Source organism: Streptomyces goshikiensis, assembly GCF_014650555.1.
Lineage (GTDB): Bacteria > Actinomycetota > Actinomycetes > Streptomycetales > Streptomycetaceae > Streptomyces > Streptomyces goshikiensis.
On sequence record NZ_BMVE01000004.1, the window covers coordinates 454168 to 479075 of the forward strand.

The window sequence follows — 24908 nt, forward strand, 5'->3', positions numbered from 1 at the left end:
CTTATGACAGAAGACTGTCATTTCGGCAGGATGCTGTCAATGGTCGGGCATACCCCGGGTACGGCGCCGCGCGGGCGGACAGAGTGCCGAGGGTGGTCCCCGACCCGCATACAGTCCGCCGATATCACTCCCCACCTGCGCACTTCTAGCGTGACGGCATGACCCCTCATGTCACTGGCGCGACCGTCAAGGCCGCAGACCGCGCTCACGTGTTCCACTCCTGGTCCGCCCAGGCCCTGATCGACCCGCTCGCCGTGGCCGGGGCCGAGGGCTCGTACTTCTGGGACTACGACGGGAACCGCTTCCTCGACTTCTCCTCCCAGCTGGTGAACACCAACATCGGGCACCAGCACCCCAAGGTCGTCGCCGCCATCCAGGAGCAGGCTGCCAAGCTCTGCACCCTGGCCCCCGGCTTCGCCGTGGAGGCCCGTTCCGAGGCCGCCCGGCTGATCGCCGAGCGGACCCCCGGCGACCTGGACAAGATCTTCTTCACCAACGGCGGCGCCGAGGCCGTCGAGAACGCCGTACGGATGGCCCGGCTGCACACCGGCCGCCAGAAGGTGCTGTCCACCTACCGCTCGTACCACGGCGCCACCGCCGCCGCGATCAACCTGACCGGCGACCCGCGCCGCTGGCCCTCGGACACGGCCGCCGCCGGCGTCGTGCACTTCTGGGGCCCGTTCCTCTACCGCTCGCCGTTCCACGCGACCACCGAGGCCGAGGAGTGCGCCCGCGCCCTCACCCACCTCGCCGACACCATCGCCTTCGAGGGCCCGCAGACCATCGCCGCGATCATCCTGGAGAGCGTGCCGGGCACCGCCGGGATCATGACCCCGCCGGCCGGGTACCTCGCCGGGGTGCGCGAGCTGTGCGACCGCCACGGGATCGTCTTCGTCCTCGACGAGGTCATGGCCGGCTTCGGGCGCACCGGCAAGTGGTTCGCGGCCGAGCACTGGGACGTCACCCCCGACCTGATCACCTTCGCCAAGGGCGTGAACAGCGGTTACGTCCCGCTCGGCGGCGTCGCCATCTCGGCCGAGATCGCCGAGACCTTCGCCACCCGCCCCTACCCGGGCGGACTGACGTACTCCGGGCACCCCCTGGCCTGCGCCGCCGCCGTCGCGACGATCAACGTCATGGAGGAGGAGGGCGTCGTCGAGAACGCCGCCCGCATCGGCGAGGACGTGATCGGCCCGGCGCTCGCCGAGATCGCCGAGCGGCACCCCTCGGTCGGCGAGGTCCGGGGTCTGGGCGTGTTCTGGGCGCTGGAACTCGTACGGGACAAGGAGACGCGCGAGCCGCTCGTCCCGTACAACGCGGCGGGCGCCGACAACGCGCCGATGGCCGAGTTCGCGGCGGCCTGCAAGAAGTCCGGGCTGTGGCCCTTCGTGAACATGAACCGGACCCACGTCGTCCCGCCCTGCACCGTCACCGAGGCGGAGGCGAAGGAAGGGCTGGCGCTCCTCGACGAGGCGCTGACGGTCGCGGACCGGCACGCGGTCGCCGGATAGCGGGCGGTTCATCCGTATAACGACCGCGAATCGATCGGTTTCGGCCTCGCTGCCTGGCCTTAAGGTGTCCCAAGCTCTACAGAGGAGACGGACCCCTATGCCAGGCAGCGGAGCTGTCACCCGCAACACGCTCCGCCAGCAGATCGCGGACGCGCTGCGCGACGAGGTGCTCGCGGGACGCCTGCCGCCGGGGACCGAGTTCACGGTGAAGCAGATCGCCGAGCAGTACGAGGTCTCCGCCACCCCGGTGCGCGAGGCGCTCGTGGACCTCGCGGCGCAGGGGCTGCTGGAGTCCGTCCAGCACCGCGGGTTCCGGGTCCGGATCTACTCCGTGGCCGATTTCGTGGGCATGATCGAAGCCCGCACGCTGATCGTGGACGGGATCTTCCGCCGGCTCGTCGAGCGCGGGACCGCGCCGGGCGCGGCCGAGATGCTGGTGTCGGTACGGCGCCGGGCGGAGGAGGCGCGGCGGGCCGCGCACAGCGGTTCCCTCGAAGTGCTGATCGGCTACGACCTGCGGTTCTGGCGGGAGCTGAGCGGGCTGGTCGGGAACACGTACATCTCGGAGTTCCTGCACCGGATCCGGGTGCAGACCTGGGTCTTCGCGGTCCCGCACCTCCAGCGGCAGCCGGAGCTGATGCGGGAGGCCCTGTGGAACGGGCACCGCGAGCTGGTGGAGGCGGTGACGCGGGCGGACCCGGACGAGGTGCGGCGGCTGGTGCACGCGTACAACCAGCACGGGCTGGAGTGGGCGGCCGGGCTCTGAGCCGGGCGCCCAGCCGGGTGCCCAACCGGGCGCCGGGGCGAGCGCCTCAGCCGGGCGCTGGGGCGGGCGCCTCAGCCGGGTGCCGGGGGGCCTGGGGTTGAGCCCCCGGACGGCGCCGGAGCGGGCTCCGGAGCGCGCCTCGGGGCCGGTCCAGTTCTGCGCACCCCTTCGCGGAGGGTGTTCGGCGCATTACGCTGGCACGATCGGCGGCAACGACTGATCGGAGGCCGCGTGGCCTGTGACCTGTGGCTGGTCCCCCTTGTCGATGTGCTGTGCCACAGCCCCGACAACCCCTTCGCGGAAGAGATCGCCTCGTACGACAAGGCGCTGGGTGAGGCCGGGCTCCCGTCGGTGCCCGTGTTCGCGTACATGCCGGGGCTGTCCGGGGACGTCGCCCCGGTGGCCGGATTCGACTACGACGCCCTGCACTTCCTGCGGCGGGCGTACCTGCTGCAGATCTGCGGGCTGCCGGTGACCCCGGTGGACGAGCTGGGCGGCGACTACGAGCAGCTGCTGGAGATGTTCGAGCCGACGGCGCAGCAGTCGCACCTGGTGTGGCACTACGACCACGCCGGGGCGTACGTGCCCGTGGACTTCCCGGCGCCGCTGGCCAACGAGGAGCTGCTGGCGGGGGGCGGGCCGCTGGGGTCGGCGCAGGGGCTGCTGCGGGAGCTCGGGTTCGTCGCGCCGGCGATCGGGATCGACCCGCTGAACCCGCCGCCGGCGCCCGCGCCGCCGGGGCGGCCGACCTCCCTGGAGGAGCCGGCGGGGCCGATGCCGCACGACGACAGCCCGTTCGCGCGGGAGCGGCACGTGTGGCTGGGGCTGCACGCGGCGGCGACCCGCAGCCTGGGGCAGGGATCGATGATCATCTTCAGCTAGCCGGGCCCCGCCGGAGCCCCGCCGGGCCCCGTCCCCCGGCCTTCCCGGCCCCCCGGGGCTCAGCCCGGGGACGCCGGGCTCAGCGGGGCTGTTCCGGGGGGCGCTGGCGGGGCATGTTCGGGCGGGTGCCCGGGGGCAGGGGGAAGCGGGCCGGGGGGACACCGGAGTCCGCGCGCCCGGCGGCGGCGCCCATGGACTGCATCACCAGCGGCGCGGGGCCGGAGGAGAACTCCACCATCCACTGCGCGGTCTCGGAGCGGACGAGCTCCGTCACGTCCTCCGAGAAGCGCCGCAGCACGGTCAGGCAGCGTTCCGCCGCCTCGCCGGCCGTGCCCTCCGTCGGGCCCAGCACCTCCCGTACGTTCTCCGAGGCCCAGTCGAACTGGAGCGTCTGGAGACGGCGCTGGACCGCCTGCGCGGTGGCTACGTCCCGCATCCAGCCCGACGTCAGCCCGAAGAACCGGTCGCAGGCCAGGCAGGCCGCGCCCAGCAGCAGGCACAGGTAGCCGTACGAGGCCGCCCCAGCGGCGGACCCGGTGAGTTCCAGCAGCGGCATCGCTGCGCCCACGACGGCGCCCCCCGCCGCCCCCGCCCGCAGGATCCGCGCGCCGCGGCGCTTCCACGCCCGGTCGGACAGGTACCACTCCGCCGTGCGCAGCGCATCGGCCTCTACTCGCCGGTAGAGCTCGTCGAGCCGCTCCGCGGGCTCGCCCCAGTCTCCCAGGGGGAACGGCTTGCCGGTCAGATCGCCCGCCGCCATCGGCCCGCTGCCCTCCTCCCGGGGATCCCGGGGTGGCCCCTCGGGCTGCATCTCCGGCTGGCTCACCCGGCACTCCCTCTGCCCGCGCTGACGTGTGGTGGTGCGCGTGTGCGCAATGGTGCGCATGCTCTTCCTACCTTCGAATGACGGGCCATGGGCGACGAATCCCCGGTTTTCCGCTCGCAAGGAGGTCTCCAGCAGGTACGCGCATGCCCCGACCTTCACTCGAAAGAGTTGGTCCTCACGGCGTAGGGCGCGCTGCCCGGGGAGCACGTAGGCTCAGATTGACCAAGCATTGCGCGGTCCCGACGTCCCGACGGTATTTGGAGTGATTACCTGTGATTCCCGGTGGTGGCCAGCCCAACATGCAGCAGCTGCTCCAGCAGGCCCAGAAGATGCAGCAAGACCTCGCGGCGGCCCAGGAGGCCCTGGCGCTGGCCGAGGTCGAGGGGCAGTCCGGCGGCGGTCTCGTCAAGGCGACGGTCACGGGTTCGGGCGAGCTGCGGGCGCTGGTGATCGACCCCAAGGCCGTAGACCCCACGGACACCGAGACGCTGGCCGACCTGGTGGTCGCGGCGGTGCAGGCCGCCAACGAGAACGCCCAGGCGCTCCAGCAGGAGAAGCTGGGCCCCCTGGCCTCCGGGCTGGGCGGCGGCAGCGGCATTCCCGGCCTTCCGTTCTAGGCCGTCCCCTCCGGGCCGTCCGTTGCGGACTGTCCGTCCGGGGCCGTCCGGTCGGGGCCATCCGGCCAGGCCGTTCCCCACACACCCCATAGCGAAAGAGGCAGTCCGTTGTACGAAGGCGTGGTCCAGGACCTGATCGACGAACTGGGCAGGCTGCCCGGCGTCGGGCCCAAGAGCGCGCAGCGGATCGCCTTCCACATCCTGCAGGCCGAGCCCACCGACGTCCGCCGCCTCGCGCACGCGCTGCTTGAGGTGAAGGACAAGGTCCGGTTCTGCGCGGTGTGCGGGAACGTGGCGCAGGAGGAGCGGTGCACCATCTGCCGCGATCCGCGCCGCGACACGACGGTCATCTGTGTCGTGGAGGAGCCGAAGGACGTCGTCGCGATCGAGCGGACCCGCGAGTTCCGGGGCAAGTACCACGTCCTCGGCGGCGCGATCAGCCCGATCGAGGGCGTCGGACCGGACGATCTGCGCATCCGGGAGCTGCTGGCGCGGCTCGCGGACGGCGTGGTCACCGAGCTGATCCTCGCGACCGACCCGAACCTGGAGGGCGAGGCGACCGCCACGTACCTCGCCCGCATGATCAAGCCCATGGGCCTGAAGGTCACCCGCCTGGCCAGCGGCCTCCCCGTCGGGGGAGATCTGGAGTACGCGGACGAGGTCACGCTCGGGCGGGCCTTTGAAGGAAGGCGACTTCTCGATGTCTGACGCAACGCTGCACGCTTTGGGCCAGGATCCGGACGACTTCGCCGTCCAGATCGCGGACCAGATCGAGTCCTTCATCGTCGCGGTCACCGAGGTGGCCAAGGGCGAGGACCCGGACAGCGCGGTGCCCTTCCTCCTCCTGGAGGTGTCCCAGCTGCTGCTGGCGGGCGGCCGGCTGGGCGCGTACCAGGACGTCCTGCCCGACGAGCGGTACGAGCCCGACCTCGGCCCCGAGCCGGATGTGGACGAGCTGCGCGAGCGGTTCGCCTACATGCTGGAACCGGTCGACGTGTACTCCGAGGTCTTCGACCCGTACGAGCCGCGCAAGTCGCCCGTCGCGCACCGGATCTCCGACGACATCGCGGACGTGGTGACCGACCTGCGGCACGGGCTGGCGCACTACCGCGCGGGGCGGACGACCGAGGCGCTGTGGTGGTGGCAGTTCTCCTACTTCTCCAACTGGGGCTCGACGGCCTCGGCCACCCTGCGGGCCCTGCAGTCGCTCGTGGCGCACGTGCGCCTGGACCAGCCGCTGGAGGCCCTGGACGGGCTGGACACGGACGAGGACCTGGCCGAGGAGGACCTCGCGGAGCAGGCCGGACGGGTGATGGCCGAGGAGATCGCCGGTCCGCTGGGGCTGCCGGGCGGCGGCGCGCGGCGGTAAAACGCCCGGAATATGCGGAACCTGTCCTTTGATCTTTTCGTCTCATGATGTGGTACGAGGCGGTCGGATCCCGGTCGCTCGTTACACTGCACCAGCAATGAGACGGACTGAGCGAGGAGCGCACGTGGGCCTTGTCGTGCAGAAGTACGGAGGCTCCTCCGTAGCCGATGCCGAGGGCATCAAGCGCGTCGCCAAGCGGATCGTGGATGCCAAGAAGAACGGCCACCAGGTGGTCGTCGTGGTTTCCGCGATGGGCGACACGACGGACGAGCTGATCGATCTCGCCGAGCAGGTATCCCCGATGCCTGCCGGGCGCGAATTCGACATGCTGCTGACCGCCGGAGAGCGGATCTCCATGGCCCTGCTGGCCATGGCGATCAAAAACCTGGGCCACGAGGCCCAGTCGTTCACCGGTAGCCAGGCAGGCGTCATCACCGACTCGGTCCACAACAAAGCGCGCATCATCGATGTCACGCCGGGCCGTATCCGCACCGCGCTGGACGGGGGCAACATCGCCATCGTCGCCGGCTTCCAGGGCGTGTCGGCGGACAGCAAGGACATCACCACCCTCGGCCGCGGCGGCTCGGACACCACCGCCGTCGCGCTCGCCGCGGCGCTGGACGCCGAGGTCTGCGAGATCTACACCGACGTCGACGGCGTCTTCACCGCGGACCCCCGCGTCGTGAAGAAGGCCCGGAAGATGGACTGGATCTCCTCCGAGGACATGCTGGAGCTCGCGGCCTCCGGCTCCAAGGTGCTGCTGCACCGCTGCGTCGAGTACGCCCGCCGCTACAACATCCCGATCCACGTGCGCTCGTCCTTCTCCGGACTGCCGGGCACCTGGGTCAGCAACGAGAATCCGCAAGGGGACGCGCAGGTGGAGCACGCCATCATCTCCGGAGTCGCGCACGACGTCTCCGAAGCCAAGATCACGGTCGTCGGCGTTCCGGACAAGCCGGGCGAGGCCGCGGCGATCTTCCGCGCCATCGCGGACGCCGAGATCAACATCGACATGATCGTGCAGAACGTGTCGGCCGCCTCCACGGGTCTGACCGACATCTCCTTCACCCTCCCCAAGTCCGAGGGCCACAAGGCCATCGAGGCGCTGGAGAAGGCCAAGGGCAAGATCGGCTTCGACTCGCTGCGCTACGACGACCAGATCGGCAAGATCTCCCTCGTCGGCGCCGGCATGAAGACGAACCCGGGCGTCACCGCCTCGTTCTTCCAGGCGCTGTCCGACGCGGGCGTCAACATCGAGCTGATCTCGACCTCCGAGATCCGCATCTCGGTCGTGACCCGCCAGGACGACGTCAACGAGGCCGTCCGCGCCGTGCACACGGCCTTCGGCCTCGACTCCGACAGCGACGAGGCCGTCGTCTACGGAGGCACCGGACGATGACCGCCGACCGGTCCTCCGGCCCGGCGCTCGCCGTGGTCGGGGCGACCGGGGCAGTCGGTTCCGTACTGCTCCCGATCCTGTCCCAGCGCGCCGACGTCTGGGGCGACATACGCCTGATCGCCTCCGCGCGCTCGGCCGGCCGTGTGCTGGCCGTGCGCGGGGAGGAGGCCGAGGTGCTCGCCCTCACCGAGGACGCCTTCGAGGGCTTCGGGCCGGGCGACGTGGTGATCTTCCTGACCCCGCCCGAGATCTCGGCCCAGTGGGCGCCCGTGGTCACCACGCGCGGGGCGGTGGCCGTCGACCAGTCGGCCGCCTTCCGCGAGGACCCCGAGGTGCCGCTGGTGGTGCCCGAGGTGAACGCCCACGCGGTACGGATCCGGCCGCGCGGGATCGTCGCCGGGCCCGACTGCGTGACCGCCGCGATGATCGCGGCGGTGGGCGCGCTGCACGCCGAGTACGCGCTGGCCGACCTGGGCGTCTCCTCGTACCAGGCCGCGAGCGCGGCGGGGCGGGCCGGCTCGGAGGCGCTGCGGCGCCAGTTGTCGCTGGTCGCCGGGACCGACCTGGGGGAGAAGCCCGGGGACGTGCGCCGTGCCGTGGGCGAGGACACCGGGCCCTTCGCGGGCCCGCTCGCCCTCAACGTGCTGCCGTGGTCCGGGGAGCTGCGCGAGGGCGGCTGGTCCTCGCACGAGCTGGCCGTACGGGCGGAGACCCGGCGGATCCTGGAGCTGCCGGACCTGCCGGTGGCGGTGACCTGCGTACAGGTACCGGTGCTGGCCGGGCATTCGCTGACGGTCCGGGCGCGGTTCGAGAACCGGGTGGACGCGGCGCACGCGCGCGAGATCCTGGAGGGGGCGCCCGGGGTGGTCCTCGTCGACGACCCGGCGGCGGGGGAGTTCCCGACTCCGGCGGACGCGGCCGGGACGGATCCGGCGTGGGTGGGCCGGGTGCGCGCCTCGCTCGATGACGATCACGCGCTGGAGTTCTTCGTCTGCGCCGACAATCTCCGCAAGGGCGCGGCCCTGAATGCGACTCAGATCTCGGAACTGATCGCAGGTGAATCTGCGTAATTCACTTTGTAGGATCGGTGTCGATCCCTTGATCAAGGTGATGGCCCGACTGCCGTCTCGAAAGACGGGGCAATCGGGAAGAGCGGGTACGCATGAGGGCAATCGGAATATTGCTGGATGGTCTGCCTCGCGCGTACAACCCTGACGGGGGGACGCGTGTCCAACGGGCGTGGCAGAGGCATTGCTCGACTTCGCCGTCGTACCGGCGCGCACCGGAATCGGTCCGTCGCGCCGGCGGTCCCGCCTACCCGGCGAGATCCAGGTGATCATGCCCGTCCCGCCCACCGGCGCGACTCCCGTCACACCGCTGCCCGTTGCGTCACCGCCCGTGGCACCGACCCGGGGCGGCCGCGTGCCCTCACCCCGCGATAGCTCGGAAGGCGTCGGGGGCGACACCCCGGCGGCGACCTCCGGGACCGCGGGGAGCGCCGGTGCGGCCGAGACGGCGGAGACCGCACCGACGGCGGAGAGCGCCGCGGGCGGCGAGAGCGCCGAGAGCGCCGAGAGCGCCGAGAAGGTCGTGGTGGCCGGTACCACCGTCGACCACCTCACGGAGACCTACCAGGCGCACTACCGCTCGCTCCTCGGGCTCGCCGCGCTGCTCCTCGACGACACCGCCTCCTGCGAGGACGTGGTCCAGGAGGCCTTCATACGCGTCCACTCGGCCCGCAACCGGGTCCGGGACCGCGACAAGACGCTGGCGTACCTGCGCCAGACCGTCGTCAACCTCTCGCGCTCCGCACTGCGCCGCCGGATCCTCGGCCTCAAGCTGCTGTCGAAACCGATGCCGGACATGGCCAGCGCCGAGGAGGGCGCGTACGACCAGCTGGAGCGGGACGACCTCATCAAGGCGATGCGGGGACTCCAGCGGCGCCAGCGCGAGGTACTGGTGCTGCGGTACTTCGCGGACATGACGGAGTCCCAGGTCGCCGAGACGCTCGGCGTCTCGCTCGGCTCGGTGAAGGCGTACGGATCGCGGGGCATTGCCGCGCTGCGGGTGGCGATGGAGGCTGCGCAGTCATGAGGGACGACCACAAGAACGCGCCGGACCACGGACTCGGTGAGAGCGGCGAGGAAGCGGTGCTGCGGAGCCTGCTCAGTGGCGCCGTCCAGGACCTCCGGCCCTCCGAGGGCGCGCTGGAGCGGCTGCGGTACGCCGTCCCCGCCCGCCGGGCGCGCAAACGGCAGGTGCTCGTCGGAGCCGCAGCGGCCGTGCTGCTGGCCGGTACGGCGATCCCCACCGCGATCCGGCTGACGGCCGCCGAGGACGCCACCACGGGGCACTCGGCCATCGCCGGGCACGGGGAGCAGCAGGGCGGCAAGCACGGCGCCGCCTCCGACCCGCACCAGAACGGATCGGGCGCCCTCGCCCAGAAGCCCCCGAAGGCCCCCGGCAAGAGCGGCGAGGGCCTGGGCGCCACGGGTGCGCAGCCCGACTCCCAGGCGCCCGGCGCCGCGACGGCCGGCGCGGAGTCCGGCCCGGCCACCCCGGGTACGGCGACGGGCAAGAACCCGCTGCCCCCGGCCGCCGCCGCGGGGCTGCCCGGATGCGGAGCCGCCCAGCTCGGCGTGCACGTCAGCGCCCGTGCCCCGCAGGCCGACGGCAAGGTGTTCGGCAGCTTCAAGGTCACCAACGTCTCCGGCAAGGGCTGCGCGGTCACCGGCCCGGACACCGTGACGGCGGCCCCCGCGCCCGGCGCCGCCACCGGCCAGGCCCCGGCGGTGAGCGTCGTGGGCCACCGGCCGGGCGATCCGGCGAGCGCGCTGCTGACCGATCCTTCGGCGGAGCCGCCGGTGCTGACGCTCCAGCCCAACGCGGCGTACGAGGTCCAGTTCGCCTGGGTGCCCTCGGGCGAGCCCTGCCCGGCGGCGAGCCCGGAGCCGGGTGCCAAGCCGTCGGAGAAGCCGGCCGAGGCGGCGGCGGGAGCCGAGGCGGCGGGCGGCGGCGATTCGGCCGCGGCCGCCGATCCGCGGGCCGGCGGCGGCGGGGCGGCCCCGGAGGCGAGCGGGGTGGAGGTGTCGCACACGCCGGTGTCGGGTGCGCCGACCACGCAGACCACCATCCCCAGCGCCTGCGGCGGGACGGTCTACCGCACGGGCGCGATCCCCCTGGACGCCCCGAAGCCGTAGGGCGGGGGCCGGGCCGGAGAGTTCCGGCCGGCGTCAGGCCCCGTCAGGCGTCGGCGTCAGGCCTTGGCGGCGGTGCCGGCCGGCTCGGTCTCCGGCAGGAGTCCCGCCTCGGTGTCCCGCAGGGTCTCCACCTCGCGCCGGTACAGCCGGAACCACATGAACAGCACGAACGCGGCGAAGACGAACCACTCGCCGGTGTAGCCGAGGTTCTGGAAGGCCTTCAGGTCCAGCCCGGTGTTGGCCGGGGCCTGCGCGGGCACCGGAGTCAGCCCGTCCGCCGCGGTCTGCACCGTCAGCCACGCGTCGTACAGCTCACCCGGCACGATGTTGACCAGCGAGGCCGCAGCGATCACGCCGAGCTGACCGGCCGGCAGACCACCCTCCGCGTGCACGCCCTTGGTACCGGCGTTCTCCGAGGCCTGGAGCGCGCCCGTCACCTCCACCCGCCCGGTCGGCGCGGCCGGGGCCCTCGCCGCGTCCGCCGCGCCCGGCAGCCAGCCCCGGACCACGGGAACGGCCTTGCCGGAGTCGGTCTTCAGCATCGTCAGGACGTAGAACCCAGCCTTCCCGTCGAGCGTCCGCTCCGGGACCAGCAGCTGCTCCCCGTACTCCCCACTGGCGGAGGCGAGCCGTCCGGAGGTGTTCTTGTCCACCGGGAGCAGCGAGTCCAGCGGCGCGGCCGTCCGGTCCGCGGGCCGTTCGGCGTTCGCGGTCGCCTCGCGGTGGCTGTCGACGCGGTCCTCGAACCGGCCGAGCTGCCAGGACCCCATGAACAGGCAGAAGGGAACGCCGAGCGCGACGAAGACGTTGATCCCCCACCAGCGCGGGGTCAGGAGAAACCGGTGCACCCCACCACCGTACGGGGGGTGCACCGGATCAGAGCTGCCGGGGTTGGGCGGGACCGGCTCCGGGTCCCGCCCGCGGCTCAGTTCGGAAGGTGCTTCAGCGCGAACTCCAGCTCCATCCGGACCTGCTTGATCCGCTCCTCCACGACGAGCGAGCCGTGCCCGGCGTCGTACCGGTACACCTCGTGCACCGCGCCGCGGGCCGCCAGCCGGTCGACGTAGTTCTCGATCTGCCGGATCGGGCAGCGCGGGTCGTTCACCCCGGCCGCGATGTGCACCGGCGCCCGCACCGCGTCCACGTACGTCAGCGGCGAGGACGCCTCGAAGCGCTCCGGGACCTCCTCGGGCGTGCCGCCGAAGAGGGTGCGGTCCAGGGACTTCAGCGCCTCCATCTCGTCCTCGTAGGCGCTCACGTAGTCCGCGACCGGTACGGCGGCCAGCCCGACCGCCCAGTCCCCCGGCTGCGTGCCGATGCCCAGCAGCGCCAGGTACCCGCCCCACGAGCCGCCCGACAGCACCAGCCGCGCCGGGTCCGCCAGGCCGGAGGCCACCGCCCACGCGCGGACCGCGCCGATGTCCTCCAGCTCGATCAGGCCGACCCGGTGCTTGAGGGCGTCGGTCCACTCGCGCCCGTAGCCCGTGGAGCCCCGGTAGTTGACCCGGACGACCGCGAAGCCGTGGTCGAGCCAGGCCGCCGGGGTCGCCGCGAAGGCGTCGCTGTCGTGCCAGGTGGGGCCGCCGTGGATCTCGAAGACGGTCGGGAAGGGGCCGTCACCGTGCCCCACCGGCCGCTGCGCCAGCGCGTGGATCCGCCCGCCCGGGCCCTCCACCCACATGTCCTCCACCGGCACCGAGGCCGGCGGCCGGAATCCCGGCGGGTCGAGGACGACGCCGCCCGCGGTGGACCGTACGGCGGCGGGCTCGGCCGCCGAGGACCACTGGTACTCCACCGTCCCGTCCGGCCGCGCGGTCGCCCCCGAGACCGTCCCCGGCGGCGTGTCCACCCGTACGAGTTCCCGCGCGGCCAGGTCGTAGCGCCACAGCTCGCTGCGCGCCTCGAAGCTGTGCGCGATCAGCAGCGCCGAGCCGTCCGGGTACCACTCGGCGCTGACGTCGCCCGGCAGGTCGATCGCCAGGTCCTCCTGGGTGCCGGCGGTCACGTCCCACACCATCGGCTCCCAGCGGCCGCGCCGCTGGTGGCCGATGAGCAGCCGGGTGTCCCCGGCGACCGGGGCGAAGCCGAGCACCTCCAGGCCGAGCTCCCGCGTGCCGCCCTCGGAGTCGTCGAGCTCCGCGACCGTGGCGCCGTCGAGGGTGACCACGCGCAGCGCGGAGTGCATGGCGTCGCCGTGCTCGGTGTGCTCGATGGCGATCAGGGTCCCGTCCCGGGACAGGTCGCCGACGCCGGCCGACTCGCGGTGCCGGTAGATCACCACGGGCTCCGCGCCGCCCGGCCGCACCACGTGGACGGTCGAGCCGTCCTCGTCGGTGGAGCGGCCCACGACCGCCGTGCCGTCGCGACCGATGGCCAGCCCGGCCGGGTACGAGGGCTCCAGGCCCGGGGTGGCCGGCTCGTCGGGGCCGCCCGCGAAGGGCTGGCGCACCCAGGTGCCGAACTCGTCGCCGTCGGTGTCGGAGAACCACCAGATCCACTCGCCGTCGGGGGAGAGGGTGCCGTCGGTGGTGCCGTTGGGGCGGTCGGTGGCCTGCCGCTGACCGCCGGTGGCGCGGTCCCAGGCGTAGAGCTCGAAGGTGCCGGTCGCGTTGGAGACGAAGAGCGCGCGGTCGGGGGCGTCCTCCGCCCATTCGGGCAGCCCGACGCGCGGCGCGCGGAACCGCTTCTCCCAGTCGGGCCAGTCGGGGGTCACATCGCTGTCGCTGGTCATGGCCCCATTCTTGCGGCACGGCGCAGGGGGCGCGGCACCCTCCGTACGACGAAGGGGCGGGACGGTTTCCCGTCCCGCCCCTTCACGCGCGCTACGCCGCTCCCGGGTGCCTCAGCTCCGGGGGGCGCTCTGACCGGCCCCGGTGAGCCACTTCTTCATGGCCTTGGCGCTCGGCCGCTCGATGAAGCGGTGCACCAGCCAGGAGGCGATCAGCATGACCGCGAGGATGCCGCCGAGCAGCGGCCAGGCCGCCACGTCGGTGTGCAGGCGGCGGATGATCTCCCAGCCCAGTTCCTCGTGCAGCAGGTACAGCGGGAAGGTGAGCGCTCCGGCGGTGGTGAGCCACTTGCGGTTGAAGAAGCGCAGGCGGCCGAGGGCCACGCCGAGCACGAGCAGGTAGAACACGGTGATCACGGCGAGGCAGATGCCCCACGACAGCTGGTGCTTGACCGAGCCCTCGGCGGTCTTCATCAGGTTGGGCAGCTGGTTCTGGGCGAGCAGCCAGGACAGTCCGAGCAGCAGCCACAGCTCGGGCTTGGTGCCGAACCGGTGCATCAGGAACATCACCACGCCCGCGACGAAGAAGGGGGCCGCGTCCGGCATCGCCATCAGCTGGATGAGGTCGATGCCGGAGTGGGGGGCGAGCACCGACATCAGCAGCCACACCGCGCAGAAGACGACCACCCGGCGGTAGGTGACGCCGAGGGCGGCGACGATGCCGAACAGCAGGTAGAAGCGCAGCTCGGTCCAGAGCGTCCAGTAGACGGGGTCTATGTCGCCCGCGCCCATCGGCTCCTGGAGCATCGTCAGGTTCGCGAGGATCTTGGAGGGGGTGTACCCCGTCTGCGCCATCCCGTGGGCCCACAGCATCACGCCGGCGGTGAGCAGTACGGCGAACCAGTACGCGGGGTAGAGCCGGATCACCCGGGAGATCGCGAAGTCCTTGACCGAGCGGCCCCAGCAGGACATGCAGATCACGAAGCCGCTGATCAGGAAGAACAGCTGCACGCCCAGCCAGCCGTACGAGGCGATCGGGTGCGCCGTCGGGAAGATCACGGAGGTGGACTTGCCCCACACCGGCGTCGACCAGTTGTCGAAGGCGACGAAGTGGAAGGCGACGACGATCAGTGCGGCGACCAGCCGCAGCCCGTCGAGCGTGTAGAGACGCCCGCGCCGGGCGGGGCCGGGAGCAGGGTGGGGGGCCCCTGCTTGAGCGGGTATGACAGCGGGGACGGCTGGTGTGGTCATCAGTGGCTTGTCTGTGGGATGGCACTCGTCACGAGGGTCGCGTCGGGCGCCAGGCGGGCGAGGACGGGGCGGTTCGCGGAGTCGGTGGCCAGGGCGGCCTGACCGACGGCGGCGCCCTTGATACTGGTCCATCGGGGGGTGGCGCCGGTATCGAGGGTAGCCAGACTGGTGCCGCCGTCGTTGTTGCGGGCCGCCATGAGGACTCCCTCGCGGAGCGGGAGGAGGGTGAGCGGCCCGTAGCCGCGGCCCGCGAGGTCGAGTTTGGCATCGGTCCACGCGCCGCCGTCCACCGGGCGGCGGTGGAGCTGCGGGCAGCCGGTCTTCGGCTGGCGGAACGCCAGGAGCAGCGATCCGTCGGGGCGGGCCAGCACGGTCGGCGGGTCCGCGGCGACGGGCAGCCCGGAGGGGACCAGGGACAGTTCCTGGCCGGGCTGGTCGTGCGTCCAGTGGTGGATGGTGTCGTGCGCGGCGGCCAGGACGTGGACGCGGCCCTTGGCGTCGGTGGTGACCGCCAGGCCCTCCTGCACCTCGGCGCCGCCGAGGTCGCGCCAGGCGCTCCAGGCGCCGTCGCCGCCGCGGCGGCGGGTGGAGACGCCCTTGGACCAGTTGCGCGCGAAGAGGTGGGCGGCGCCGTCGCCGGCGATGGCCACCACGGGGGCGCCCACGCGGCGGCCGCGCTCCGGGTCCTTCTCGGGGTTGCCGAGCGAGCTCCAGGCGCCGAACGGGCCGCCGGCCTTCTGCTGCTCGGCCGTGACGAGCTCGCGCAGGTTCTCGTCGGCCTTCGCGCCCAGACCGGCGACGCGCTGGGCGTACAGCTGCCAGCGGCCGTCCGGGGTGAGGACGGCGGCCAGTCCGGGCAGCAGTCCGTCGCCGCCGAGCAGCTTGGGACTGCCCCACTTGCCGCTGCCGGGTGCGGACTCCTGCCACATGGCGGCCTGGCCGGCGAGCACGCCGAAGGCGGTGAGCCGGCCGCCGGGGGCCTGCTGGATCCGGGGCGCGGCGGTGGGCTGGCGCTGGGAGGTGCGCTGGAGCCAGCCGGGGCCGTACGAGCGGTCCTGGCCGACGTCGTAGTCGCCGCATCCGGCGACGAAGTCGCAGCGGTCCGGGGAGCCGCCGTAGGCGTTGAGGACGTCGGCCTTGGCGCGCTGGATCTGGGGCGGCAGATTGTGCGGCCAGCGCTCGTTGTAGTAGCCGCGGTAGCTCATGACGGAGTACGAGCCGCCGTCGCCGGGCCCCTGGTAGCGCTCCAGGGCGGCGTACGCGAAGAGGGCCGCGGCGGTGTGGTCCGGGTGGTCGGAGTAGCCGGGCTGGTCGTGGTGCGGCCGGTTCTTCGAGTCGTGGATCTGAAGGTCGGGGTCGGGGTCCAGGGTGCGGACGAGCGTCGGCTTGTGCTCGTTCAGCAGCGCGGCGAGCGCGGCGATCAGGCTCTCGCGGGTCACCTCGTGCATGGACTGGGCCGGGGACCCGGTGGTGGCCAGGGTGCTGGTCGACATGGACGGGTCCGCCCACAGGGCGGGCAGGCTGTTGCCCGGGCGGTTGCCGCCCGCGTGCTGGCGGACGCCGACGAACACCAGCTGGATGCCGGGGTGCCCCACCAGCGTGTCCACCTCGATGACCGTGCCGTCGGGCAGCGGCTTGGCCTCCAGCTTCCACGGCGACTGGTCCTTGCCGGTCGCCATCAGCGCGTACGCCTGGCGCAGGCCCTGCCGGCGGGCCCCCGCGTAGCCCGGGATGTCGGGCTTGGGGGGCTGCTTGTCACCGGGGACCTTGTTGACGCCCGAGCTCTCGCCGCAGTTGACGTAGACGCTGACTACGCGGTCGTTGTCGGCGATCGACTGCTGGAGCTCCGGGTTCATGAAGTACAGGTCGTCGTCCGGATGGGCCACGATCTGCATGATCCGAGCGCCGCTCATACCGTCCTTCCCCGCGGGTAGGGAAGCCCGGTCCTGGGGCGGAGCCTTCGGGGCGGGCTTCTTCTTGCCGTCTGAGTCGGTGGTGCAGCCCGCCGCGGCAATGGCGACGAGACCGGCGACAACAGTGCGCCGGGTCGGACGTACGGTCACGGAGCTCTCTCGTGGTTACGCAGGCCGCTCGTACCGGCTCGGCACTGGAAAATAGGACTCCAGGAAGGGGTGCAGAAGCCGGGTGCTGCGGTCGAAATCCTCTTCCGTGGAGAGAGTGTCGTTCAGGCAGAACACGTCTCTGTCACGTGAGAGGAGCAAACGGTCCAATCGGTTGCCTGCGTTGGGCAGGGAGACGTCGATGTAGACGTATTCGAGATCTCCGGCCAGCGCGCGCCCGGTGTGGAACGCGTAGTAGTGGTACAGCGAGGAGGGGATCGCGATGTCCTCCGGGCTGCGGAAACGCTGCGCGGCGGTGGCCCGGTGCTGCTCCGCGAACTCGTCCTCGATCTCGCTGAGGACGGTGCGGTTCAGCGCGTGCGGGACGTGCCGCATCTTCTGCACCGGGGTGGTGCCGAAGCGCTCCTGGATCAGGGCCCGGTTGTTCTTGCCCGCGATGGAGACGGGCACGTCGTCGCTGGACGGCGGGCCGAGCGGCACCAGGGCGGGGGAGGGGAAGAACTGGGTCAGGCCGTTGGCCAGGAAGAAGTCCCCCGGAGCCATCTCGCGGCCGAGGAACACGTCGTCGTTGAAGTAGAGGAAGTGCTCGGCGAGGCCGTCGATGTGGTGGAGCTGGCTCTCGATGGCGTGCGAGTTGAAGGTGGGCAGCGCGGCCGGGTCGGTGAAGATCTCGCGGTGGCTGACCACCTTGATCCCGGGCTGCTCGGTGTCCAGCCACTCGGGGGTCTGGTCGTCGGTGACCAGGTAGATCGTGCGGACCCAGGGCGCGTAGGTGGCCAGCGAACGCAGGGAGTAGCGCAGTTCGTCGTGGTTGGCGTAGCGCGCCGCGTTCGCGGCCTCGGCGTGGTAGTCGGCGCCGGTGAACTCGGACCGGCGGCGCAGCCACGCGGGGTCGGAGCCGTCCACCCAGGTGTAGACGACGTCGACGGGGAAGGGGATGTCGCCGGGGACCTTGGTGGTGAACTCCGCACGGGTGCGCACCGTCATGGCGGTGCTGGTACGGGTGCCCCAGGGCGCCGTGAACGTGGTCGCCGGGACCTCCACGGAGGGGGCCTCGACCGGCACGGACTCGGTGATGAAGTTGCGGCGCGGGGCGACCAGCCGGTCGTCCTCACGGGCCCAGAACTCGATGTCGCAGCCGTTCTCGGGGCCCAGGACCACGTTCTGGCCCGGGTCGGTCCGGTACCAGAACAGGCGCAGGGTGCGGGCGCGCGAGAACCGGCGCCAGTTGGCGGGCTGGTAGGCGGGGACGATCCGCTTGCTCTCCGGGCCGCGCGGGCCGAAGTAGGCGGGCAGCGTCCGGCTCAGCTCCTGGAGGGCGGCCAGGGCGCGGGCGCGGTCGGAGTCGGCGACGGCCACGGTGGTGGCCTGGCGCTCCTGGTTGCGCACGCAGAAGTAGTCGACGCCCGCGGAGTCGAGGGCCGCGGTGACCGCGCCGAGGCCGGCGCGGCGGGTGGTCTCGGGCGACAGGCCGTCATCGACGAAGGCGATGCGCGGCCGTCCGCCCACGGTTATGACGAGGGCGCCGGAACCGGCGACGAGGGAGCGGCGCAGGGTGGCCAGGCTCGCGCCGCGCACCTTGCCCGGCATCTGGCCGACGCCGCCGGAGCCGATGGACTGCTTGATGCGGCGGCGGGTCTCGGGGGAGTAGCGGGCGGCGACCACGCGGCGCAGACGGGTCGGCATCACCTTGCGGTAGACGCCGACGAGCGCGGAGCCCTCGGCGTTGGGCCGCCCGCTGCCTGCGGTGGGTGCCGGCGGCACCTGCGCGGCGGCCGGCTCCTGCTTCAGCGACGGTACGGTCACGATGTGCTGCGCCTCATCCCTGCTCCTCGAAAACGGATCCGTCGCCTATCATGCCGGGCTTAAGGAAGCCCATGCACGGGGTGAGAGTCAAGAAAACCCCCTGCGAACGTCCCCGTCACAAACGTGCTCCGAGAGCAGTGCGCAGCGGGATTTCTCCCCATTCTAGGTGGTGGGTCCCTGGCCTCGGGAATGGATCCGGCCGCGGCGACGGGCGTGAGGGGCGCACGCGTGTGGGCATTGACACAGCAACGCGCCCCCCGCACCATGCGGCCAGCATGCCGACCCCGGGGATCCGGTTACTCTGCTTGGGTGCACTTCCAGATCACGCCTTCCGGGAACCCGCTGAGCCCGCAGAACCCGCGAACCGAGCTCGGCCACGTGCCGACGGCGGGCGGCCGGGGGGTACGTCGGTGACCGCGCCCCGCCACGCACTGAGCGTGATCAAGAAATCCGCGGGCATCGCGCTGCGCCGCAGCCCGGCGATGAAGGTCGGCGCCTCGGTGCGCCGCCGCGCCGCCGCCGGCCTGGCCAGCGGGCGCAGCACCCTCGTCGACTCCGTCCTGATGCCCGCCGCACAGGGCTCCGCGGCGCGCGTCCAGTACGCCGCCGTGCTCGACGGCCACACCCTGAACCTGCGCGCCCTGCTCCCGGCGGGCGTCCCCGTCCCGGGCGCCTCCGGAGCTGACGCCGCCGGTGCCGACGGCGACGCCCCCGCGCGGGCGCACGTCCTGTTCATCAGCGGCGGCACCCGAATACGGGCCGCGGCCCGGCTGCACCGCGAGCGCGACGGCCAGACGTCCGTTCAGGCGACCGTGCTGCTCGGCGAGGACATCGGCGGAGTGTCGGTCACCCTCGGCCGCTGGACCCTGGGCCTGGAGCTCGACTCCGGCTCCCCGGCGCCCGTCCGCCTCCAGCTCATCGGCGACGGCGCGCCCGCCTACGGCGGCCCGACGCGCCCCCTGGACACCTGTGTCCGCACCGGCCGCCGCCACCGCCTCGGCCTCACCCCGGCCGGCCGGCTCCGGCTGACCATCGCACCGGCCGTGGCCCGCGCCGAGGTACTGCGCGTCAACCGCGCCTTCACCGGTACCAGCGTCCTGTTCGCCGTCTACGGCCCGGACGCGGCCCGCGACGCCGCCGCGCCGCCGGTCGTGGAACTGGTCGAGCAGCAGCGCCGGACGGTGCTGCGCCACACCGCCGAACCGCTGCCCGCGGACGCGACCGCCTGGCGCGTGACCCTGCCGCTGGGCCGGCTGATGGACACCTCCGCCCGCCAGACCTGGTCGCTGCGGCTCGTGCCCGGACCGCGCGGCGGCAAGCCGCTGGAGATCGGCCGCCACGGCCACGACCTGCGGTCCCCCCGCAAGGTGCTCACTCCGCCCAAGTTCACGGTCCGGGCCGAGGACGGCACGTTCGTCGAGGTCAAGCCCCAGTACACCCGCCGCGGCGCCCTCCAGCTCGTCTGTACGCCGAGGAAGTCCGGTACCCCCTGAGGGACCGGACGCGTCCCCGCCACCGTCCAGCCGACCGAGGCCACCGCACCCGGACCGCCGCACCCATCGAAGGCCGCTGTGAAAATCACCTTTCTGCTGACTTCTGCCGACACGATCGGCGGGACCGAGATCGCCACCATGACGCTCGCCGAGCTGCTGTCCCAGCAGCACGAGGTGAGCATCCTCAGCGTCTTCCGGACGCAGAACGAGGCGTTCTTCACGAGCGAATCCGTCAGCGTCCGCAACCTCGTGGACAAGCGGGGCGCCCAGCGCCCGGTGGACGGCGACCCCGACCTGAGCGCCGCGTACCGCCGCCTCGCGGCCACGCCCAGCGAGCTGGTGCGCCCCGAGTGGGAAGCCGCCTTCAACCGGCTCACCGACCTCGAACTCACCGAGGCGCTGCGCACTATCGACACGGACGTGCTGATCTCCACCACGCCGCCGCTGATGGCCTACATGGCGCAGCTGGCCCCGGACCACGTCCTCACCGTGCACCTGGACCACCGCGTCTCGGAGCTGCGCGGCACCTCCGGTGAGCCGCTGCGCCTGTTCACCTCGCACATCGACGGGCTGGTGTCGCTCACCGAGCGCACCCAGGACTGGTTCGCCGACACCCTCGGCGACTGCGCCCCCCGCCTCGCCACCATCGGCAACGCCCTCCCGGACGGCTTCCGTCCGCGCTCCACCCTGGAGACCCGGACGGTGGTCCTGGGCGCCCGGCTCGCGGCGGAGAAGCAGATCGAGGACGCCATCCGCGCCTTCGCCACCGTCGCCGCCGACCGGCCGCGCTGGAACCTGCGCATCCTCGGCGACGGTCCCCGGATGCGCGCCCTGAAGGGCATCGCCGGCCAGCACGGCGTCGCCGACCAGGTGCAGCTCGTGGGCAGCACCCCCAACATGTCCGAGGAGTGGGCGAAGGCGTCCGTCGCCGTACTCACCTCGCGCGTCGAGGCGTTCGGCCTGGTGATCGTCGAGGCGCAGGCCGCCGGCGTGCCCGTCATCGCCTACGACTGCCCCAACGGCCCTGCCGAGATCCTCACCGACGGCCACGACGGCCTGCTCGTTCCCCTCGGCGACGAAGGCGAGCTGGCCGCCGCCCTCGCCAAGCTGATGGACGACGACGAGCTGCGCCACCGGATGGGCGCCGCCGCGCAGAAGACCTCCGAGCGGTTCACCGACGGCAAGGTGGCCCAGCAGTGGAACGGGCTCCTGGACGACCTGGCCGCGTACCGCGCCGGCGGGAACCGTGACGCCGACAAGGCCCGTCGCCGGTTCCTCCAGGCCGCGGCCGACGCCCAGGGTGGGATCGTCGGCGCCGCCGTGCCGCTCGTCGTCGACCGGCCGCAGTCCTCCGTGGCCGCCAAGGCCCAGGAAGTGCGGATCGAGGCGGCCCGTGCGGACGTCAAGCGGGCCGGCGGGCAGATCTGCCTGGTCCGCGAGGACACCACGCCGTTCGAGGTGATGCGCGACAACCTCGACCTGGCGGTCGACGTACTGGAGTCGCTCGCGATTCCGTACGCGCTCACCGAGACCCCCCAGCTGCGCCACACCCTCGCCGTGGACGGCGCGCGCCGCGAGGCGTTCGTGAAGGACTTCGCCGAGCGCTACCGCGACGAGCCGGTGTACGTGGCCGTGCTCAACGAGCGCGGCGCCGTGCTGCGCACCGTCCTGGCGGCCGTGCTCACCCCGGCGATGCTCCCCGAGTCGTGCGGCACCGTACGCGTCTTCCGCCCCGTCCTCACCGGCCGCGGCCAGCTGCGCGTCAGCGGCGTCTACGGGTGCGACGTCGCGTTCTGGCGCGACACCGAGGACGACGAGAACACCGTGACCATCCCGGGCGGCACCCGCTACGGCGCGACCCTGCCGCGCGCGGTGCTGGCCGATGCCGCCAAGACCACCCTCGGCGGCCGGGAGTACGACACCCTCGGCGCCTACACCAAGACGTTCGTGGACCAGGTCGACTTCCCCATCGACGTCGTCTACACCTGGGTCGACAACACCGACCCCGTCTGGCTGAAGCGCAACACCGAGGTGCAGGAGGAGCACGGCCGGCTCGCGGCCGCCTCCGCCGGCAGCTCCGCCCGCTTCCGCAACCGCGACGAGCTCCGCTATTCGCTGCGCTCGCTGGACCTGCACGCCCCGTGGGTCCGCAACATCTACCTCGTCACCGACGACCAGACCCCCGACTGGCTCGACACCGACCACCCGCGCGTGCGCGTGGTCAGCCACCGCGAGGTCTTCGGCGACACGGGCAAGCTGCCCTCGTACAACTCGCACGCCATCGAGAGCCGGCTGCACCGCATCGAGGGCCTGTCCGAGCACGTCCTGTACTTCAACGACGACGTCTTCCTCGGCCGGCCCATGAAGGCCGAGTCCTTCTTCCTCGGCAGCGGCACCGCCAAGTGCTTCATGTCGCCCACCTCGGTCCCGGCCGGCGACCCCTCGCTGGACAGCGACCTGGTGTTCTCCGCCGCGAAGAACAACCGCGCCCTGATCGAGCGGGAGTTCGGCAAGACGGTCGCCAACACCTTCCTGCACACCCCGCACCCGCTGCGCCGCAGCACGCTGGAGGAGATCGAGAAGCGGTTCCCGGAGGAGGTCGCCCTCACGGCGTCGGCGCAGTTCCGCGCCCGCACCGACCTCGCGATCCCCTCGTCCCTGCACCACTGGTACGGGATCCTCACCGGGCGCAGCGTCCCCAGCGCGATCAGCTCGGCGTTCGTCAACGTCGGTCTGCGCGACCACCACGTACGGCTGCACCGGCTGCTGGCCGCGCGCTCGCACGACGTGTTCTGCATCAACGACTACCACGACGGGGACGTGCCTGAGGAGGAGCAGGCGGACGCGATCGCCGTCTTCCTGGCCAGCTACTTCCCGGTGGCCTCGCAGTACGAGAAGGGCTCGGTGCGCAACAGCCGCCACGGGAGCGCGTCCGGCTGACGCGCCCGCGCGTTCCCGCGGCCGTAGGGTGCCCCGTATGCGGATGATCGTCCGGGGCGCCCGGGTGCAGGGGACCGAAGGCCGGGTCGACGTGGAGGTCGGCGAGGACGGCCGGATCGCGCGGGTGGTGCCGTGCGACGACCAGAAGGAGCCGCCCGCCACCGGGGTGCTGATCGAGGCGCACGGCGGGCTGCTGTCGCCCCCGTTCGTCGAGCCGCACATCCACCTGGACACGGCCCTGACGGCCGGCGATCCGCGCCCGAACGTCTCCGGCACGCTCTGGGAGGGCATCGCCCGCTGGAGCGAGCGCAAGCGGACCCTGACCCGCGAGGACGTGGTCGCGCGGGCCACCGAGGTGCTGCGCTGGCAGGCGGCGCAGGGCGTGCTGCACGTCCGTACCCACTGCGACACCACGGACCCGGCGCTGACCGCGCTCGACGCGCTGGCGGAGGTCCGCGACCGGGTGCGGGACGTCATGACGCTGCAGATCGTCGCGTTCCCGCAGGAGGGCATCGTCTCCTTCCCCGACGGCGAGGCGCTGCTGCGCGAGGCCGTCCGGCGCGGCGCGGACGTCGTCGGGGCGATCCCGCACTTCGAGGACACCCGCGAGGACGGGATCGCCTCCCTCGGGACCGCGTTCGCGCTGGCCGAGGAGTACGGGCTGCGCGTGGACGCCCACTGCGACGAGATCGACGACGACCAGTCCCGCTTCGTGGAGGTGCTGGCCACCCTCGCCCTGCGCTCGGGGCTGCGCGAGCGGGCCACCGCCTCGCACACGACGGCGATGGGTTCCTACGGCGGCGCGTACAGCTTCAAACTCCAGCGCCTGCTGGCCCGTTCGGGGATCAACCTGGTCTCCAACCCGTTCGCCAACCTCAACCTCCAGGGCCGCTTCGACGCGTACCCCAAGCGGCGCGGCCTCACCCAGGTCAAGGAGATGCTGGCGGCGGGCGTCAACGTCGCCTTCGGACACGACGACGTGATGGACCCGTGGAACGCGCTCGGCACCGCGAACCCGCTCCAGACCGCCCTCGTCGGCCTGTACGCCGCCCAGCTCACCGGGGCGGACGAGATCCCGGTGGCCTTCTCGATGGTGACGGACCGCGCGGCGCGCGTGCTGGGCCTCGGCCCGTCCGAGTACGGCATCGCCGAGGGCGCCCCCGCCTCCTTCGTGCTGCTGCCGGCCGACAGCCCCGCCGACGCGATCCGCCGCCAGGTCCGCCCGCGCTACGTCGTCTCGCGCGGCAGCGTCCTCGCCGAGACCCCGCCGAACCCGACCCGGCTGAACTGGCCGGGGGAGGCGACGCCGTCGGAGGTGGACTTCAGGGTCGGCGGCTGAGCACGGGCGCGGACCCGGGGGTAGCCTGCGGTCATGTCGAGGGACTCGCGTGACGCGCCGGGCCCGTGGGACGCGCCGGGCCCGTGGGATGCGACGGGCTCGTGGGACGAGGACGGGCCCCCGCACCCGCTCGCCCTGCGCCGGACCGGCCGCAGCGAGCAGGAGCCCGACCGGCTGCCGGAGGTCCGGGAGCTGGAGGCGCTCGGCTGGGAGCCCGCCCCGGAGGAGCTGGCCTGGGTGTTCCTGCCCTACGTCTGGCCCCCGGCCGACCGCACCTGGATCCCGGACCGCTCCACCCACTGGGCCGTCGACACCCGCCTCGACGGCCACGGCCACGTCACCGGCGTGGAAGCCACCCCGCTCGCCGAGGCCGAGCTCCACGACCTCGACCGCGAGACCGAGGAGCTGCTGGACGCCCTCGGCCTGCCGCACCGCCCGCCCGGCCGCCTCTGGCTGCTCCGCCCGATCGGCCCCTACCCGGCCGTCGGGGCGGTCCTCGACCACCTGCGGTCGGTGGCGCGGGAGCGCGGAATCGAGTTCCGGGCCTCGCCCGAGCTGCTGAGCCTCACCCGCGCCGAACTCGCGACCCTGACCGGCTCCGGACCCCCGTAGCCCTCCGGAATGCCGAGCGGGTGCCGCCGTGCCACGCTGATACGGGGGACAGCCCCGGTCACCCGCTCCACCGACCGGCGGCCCCGAC

Annotated in this window: 20 protein-coding genes; 14 read left to right on the forward strand and 6 right to left on the reverse strand. The window is 72.6% G+C overall.

What is annotated here, in order from left to right; all coding sequences use genetic code 11:
- Positions 1-158 precede the first annotated feature (158 nt).
- The 3 genes from IE248_RS15420 (at position 159) to IE248_RS15430 (ending at position 3159) form a co-directional block, all read left to right on the forward strand.
- Entirely contained in the window at positions 159-1511 is a 1353-nt protein-coding gene (locus IE248_RS15420; RefSeq protein WP_073797881.1) for an aspartate aminotransferase family protein, read from the forward strand.
- Positions 1512-1608: 97 nt separating this feature from the next.
- The gene (locus IE248_RS15425; protein WP_073797882.1) at positions 1609-2277 is read left to right on the forward strand and encodes a GntR family transcriptional regulator; all 669 of its coding nucleotides are present in this window, start codon (positions 1609-1611) and stop codon (positions 2275-2277) included.
- Between the two features lie 231 nt (positions 2278-2508).
- Positions 2509-3159 carry a putative DNA-mimic protein gene (locus tag IE248_RS15430; protein WP_073797883.1) on the forward strand — a complete coding sequence of 217 codons (651 nt, stop codon included), beginning with the start codon at positions 2509-2511 and terminating at the stop codon, positions 3157-3159.
- Positions 3160-3238: 79 nt separating this feature from the next.
- On the opposite strand, the gene IE248_RS15435 is transcribed toward IE248_RS15430, so the two are convergent.
- Positions 3239-3985 (reverse strand): SLATT domain-containing protein, encoded by a 747-nt coding sequence (locus tag IE248_RS15435; RefSeq protein WP_008742463.1) that lies wholly within the window; start codon positions 3983-3985, stop codon positions 3239-3241.
- 272 nt (positions 3986-4257) lie between these two features.
- Here IE248_RS15435 and IE248_RS15440 point away from each other — a divergent pair, with 272 nt between their 5' ends.
- The 7 genes from IE248_RS15440 (at position 4258) to IE248_RS15470 (ending at position 10570) form a co-directional block, all read left to right on the forward strand.
- Positions 4258-4602, forward strand: a complete 345-nt coding sequence (locus IE248_RS15440) for a YbaB/EbfC family nucleoid-associated protein (protein WP_008742462.1) — start codon at positions 4258-4260, stop codon at positions 4600-4602.
- Between the two features lie 108 nt (positions 4603-4710).
- The gene (gene recR, locus IE248_RS15445) at positions 4711-5310 is read left to right on the forward strand and encodes a recombination mediator RecR (protein WP_008742461.1); all 600 of its coding nucleotides are present in this window, start codon (positions 4711-4713) and stop codon (positions 5308-5310) included.
- Positions 5303-5971 (forward strand): DUF5063 domain-containing protein, encoded by a 669-nt coding sequence (locus IE248_RS15450; protein WP_008742460.1) that lies wholly within the window; start codon positions 5303-5305, stop codon positions 5969-5971. Before recR ends, IE248_RS15450 begins: the two co-directional genes overlap by 8 nt.
- Positions 5972-6095: 124 nt before the next feature.
- Positions 6096-7370: an aspartate kinase gene (locus IE248_RS15455; RefSeq protein ID WP_008742459.1), complete on the forward strand. Its 1275-nt coding sequence runs from the start codon at positions 6096-6098 to the stop codon at positions 7368-7370.
- Positions 7367-8440: an aspartate-semialdehyde dehydrogenase gene (locus tag IE248_RS15460; protein WP_008742458.1), complete on the forward strand. Its 1074-nt coding sequence runs from the start codon at positions 7367-7369 to the stop codon at positions 8438-8440. The genes IE248_RS15455 and IE248_RS15460 overlap by 4 nt, the downstream gene beginning before the upstream one ends.
- Positions 8441-8747: 307 nt before the next feature.
- The gene (locus IE248_RS15465; RefSeq protein ID WP_190031038.1) at positions 8748-9464 is read left to right on the forward strand and encodes a SigE family RNA polymerase sigma factor; all 717 of its coding nucleotides are present in this window, start codon (positions 8748-8750) and stop codon (positions 9462-9464) included.
- Positions 9461-10570 (forward strand): hypothetical protein, encoded by a 1110-nt coding sequence (locus tag IE248_RS15470; protein WP_190030976.1) that lies wholly within the window; start codon positions 9461-9463, stop codon positions 10568-10570. The genes IE248_RS15465 and IE248_RS15470 overlap by 4 nt, the downstream gene beginning before the upstream one ends.
- Before the next feature lie 56 nt (positions 10571-10626).
- Here the strand turns inward: IE248_RS15470 and IE248_RS15475 are convergent, their stop codons facing one another.
- From IE248_RS15475 to IE248_RS15495, 5 genes are all read right to left on the reverse strand, one after another.
- Positions 10627-11418, reverse strand: coding sequence for an SURF1 family protein (locus tag IE248_RS15475; RefSeq protein WP_037794081.1), 792 nt, complete (start codon positions 11416-11418; stop codon positions 10627-10629).
- Between the two features lie 77 nt (positions 11419-11495).
- Positions 11496-13301 (reverse strand): S9 family peptidase, encoded by a 1806-nt coding sequence (locus IE248_RS15480; protein WP_008742453.1) that lies wholly within the window; start codon positions 13299-13301, stop codon positions 11496-11498.
- 111 nt (positions 13302-13412) lie between these two features.
- Complete coding sequence (locus tag IE248_RS15485; RefSeq protein ID WP_008742452.1) at positions 13413-14549, reverse strand: acyltransferase family protein; 1137 nt, start codon at positions 14547-14549, stop codon at positions 13413-13415.
- The gene (locus IE248_RS38180; protein ID WP_268254061.1) at positions 14549-16462 is read right to left on the reverse strand and encodes a PIG-L family deacetylase; all 1914 of its coding nucleotides are present in this window, start codon (positions 16460-16462) and stop codon (positions 14549-14551) included. The genes IE248_RS15485 and IE248_RS38180 overlap by 1 nt, the downstream gene beginning before the upstream one ends.
- Positions 16463-16627: 165 nt before the next feature.
- On the reverse strand, positions 16628-18316 hold the full coding sequence (locus IE248_RS15495) for a stealth family protein (protein WP_190031039.1): 1689 nt from the start codon (positions 18314-18316) through the stop codon (positions 16628-16630).
- Between the two features lie 557 nt (positions 18317-18873).
- On the opposite strand from IE248_RS15495, the gene IE248_RS15500 reads away from it, so the two are divergent.
- The 4 genes from IE248_RS15500 to IE248_RS15515 all read left to right on the forward strand — a co-directional run bounded on the left by IE248_RS15500 (position 18874) and on the right by IE248_RS15515 (position 24820).
- The gene (locus IE248_RS15500) at positions 18874-19929 is read left to right on the forward strand and encodes a hypothetical protein (protein WP_190030978.1); all 1056 of its coding nucleotides are present in this window, start codon (positions 18874-18876) and stop codon (positions 19927-19929) included.
- A 78-nt stretch (positions 19930-20007) separates the two neighbouring features.
- Positions 20008-22869, forward strand: a complete 2862-nt coding sequence (locus tag IE248_RS15505; RefSeq protein WP_190030979.1) for a stealth family protein — start codon at positions 20008-20010, stop codon at positions 22867-22869.
- A 37-nt stretch (positions 22870-22906) separates the two neighbouring features.
- Positions 22907-24208, forward strand: coding sequence for a cytosine deaminase (codA, locus tag IE248_RS15510; protein WP_280922478.1), 1302 nt, complete (start codon positions 22907-22909; stop codon positions 24206-24208).
- Positions 24209-24241: 33 nt separating this feature from the next.
- Complete coding sequence (locus tag IE248_RS15515) at positions 24242-24820, forward strand: DUF5956 family protein (protein WP_190030980.1); 579 nt, start codon at positions 24242-24244, stop codon at positions 24818-24820.
- The last annotated feature ends 88 nt before the right edge of the window (positions 24821-24908 follow it).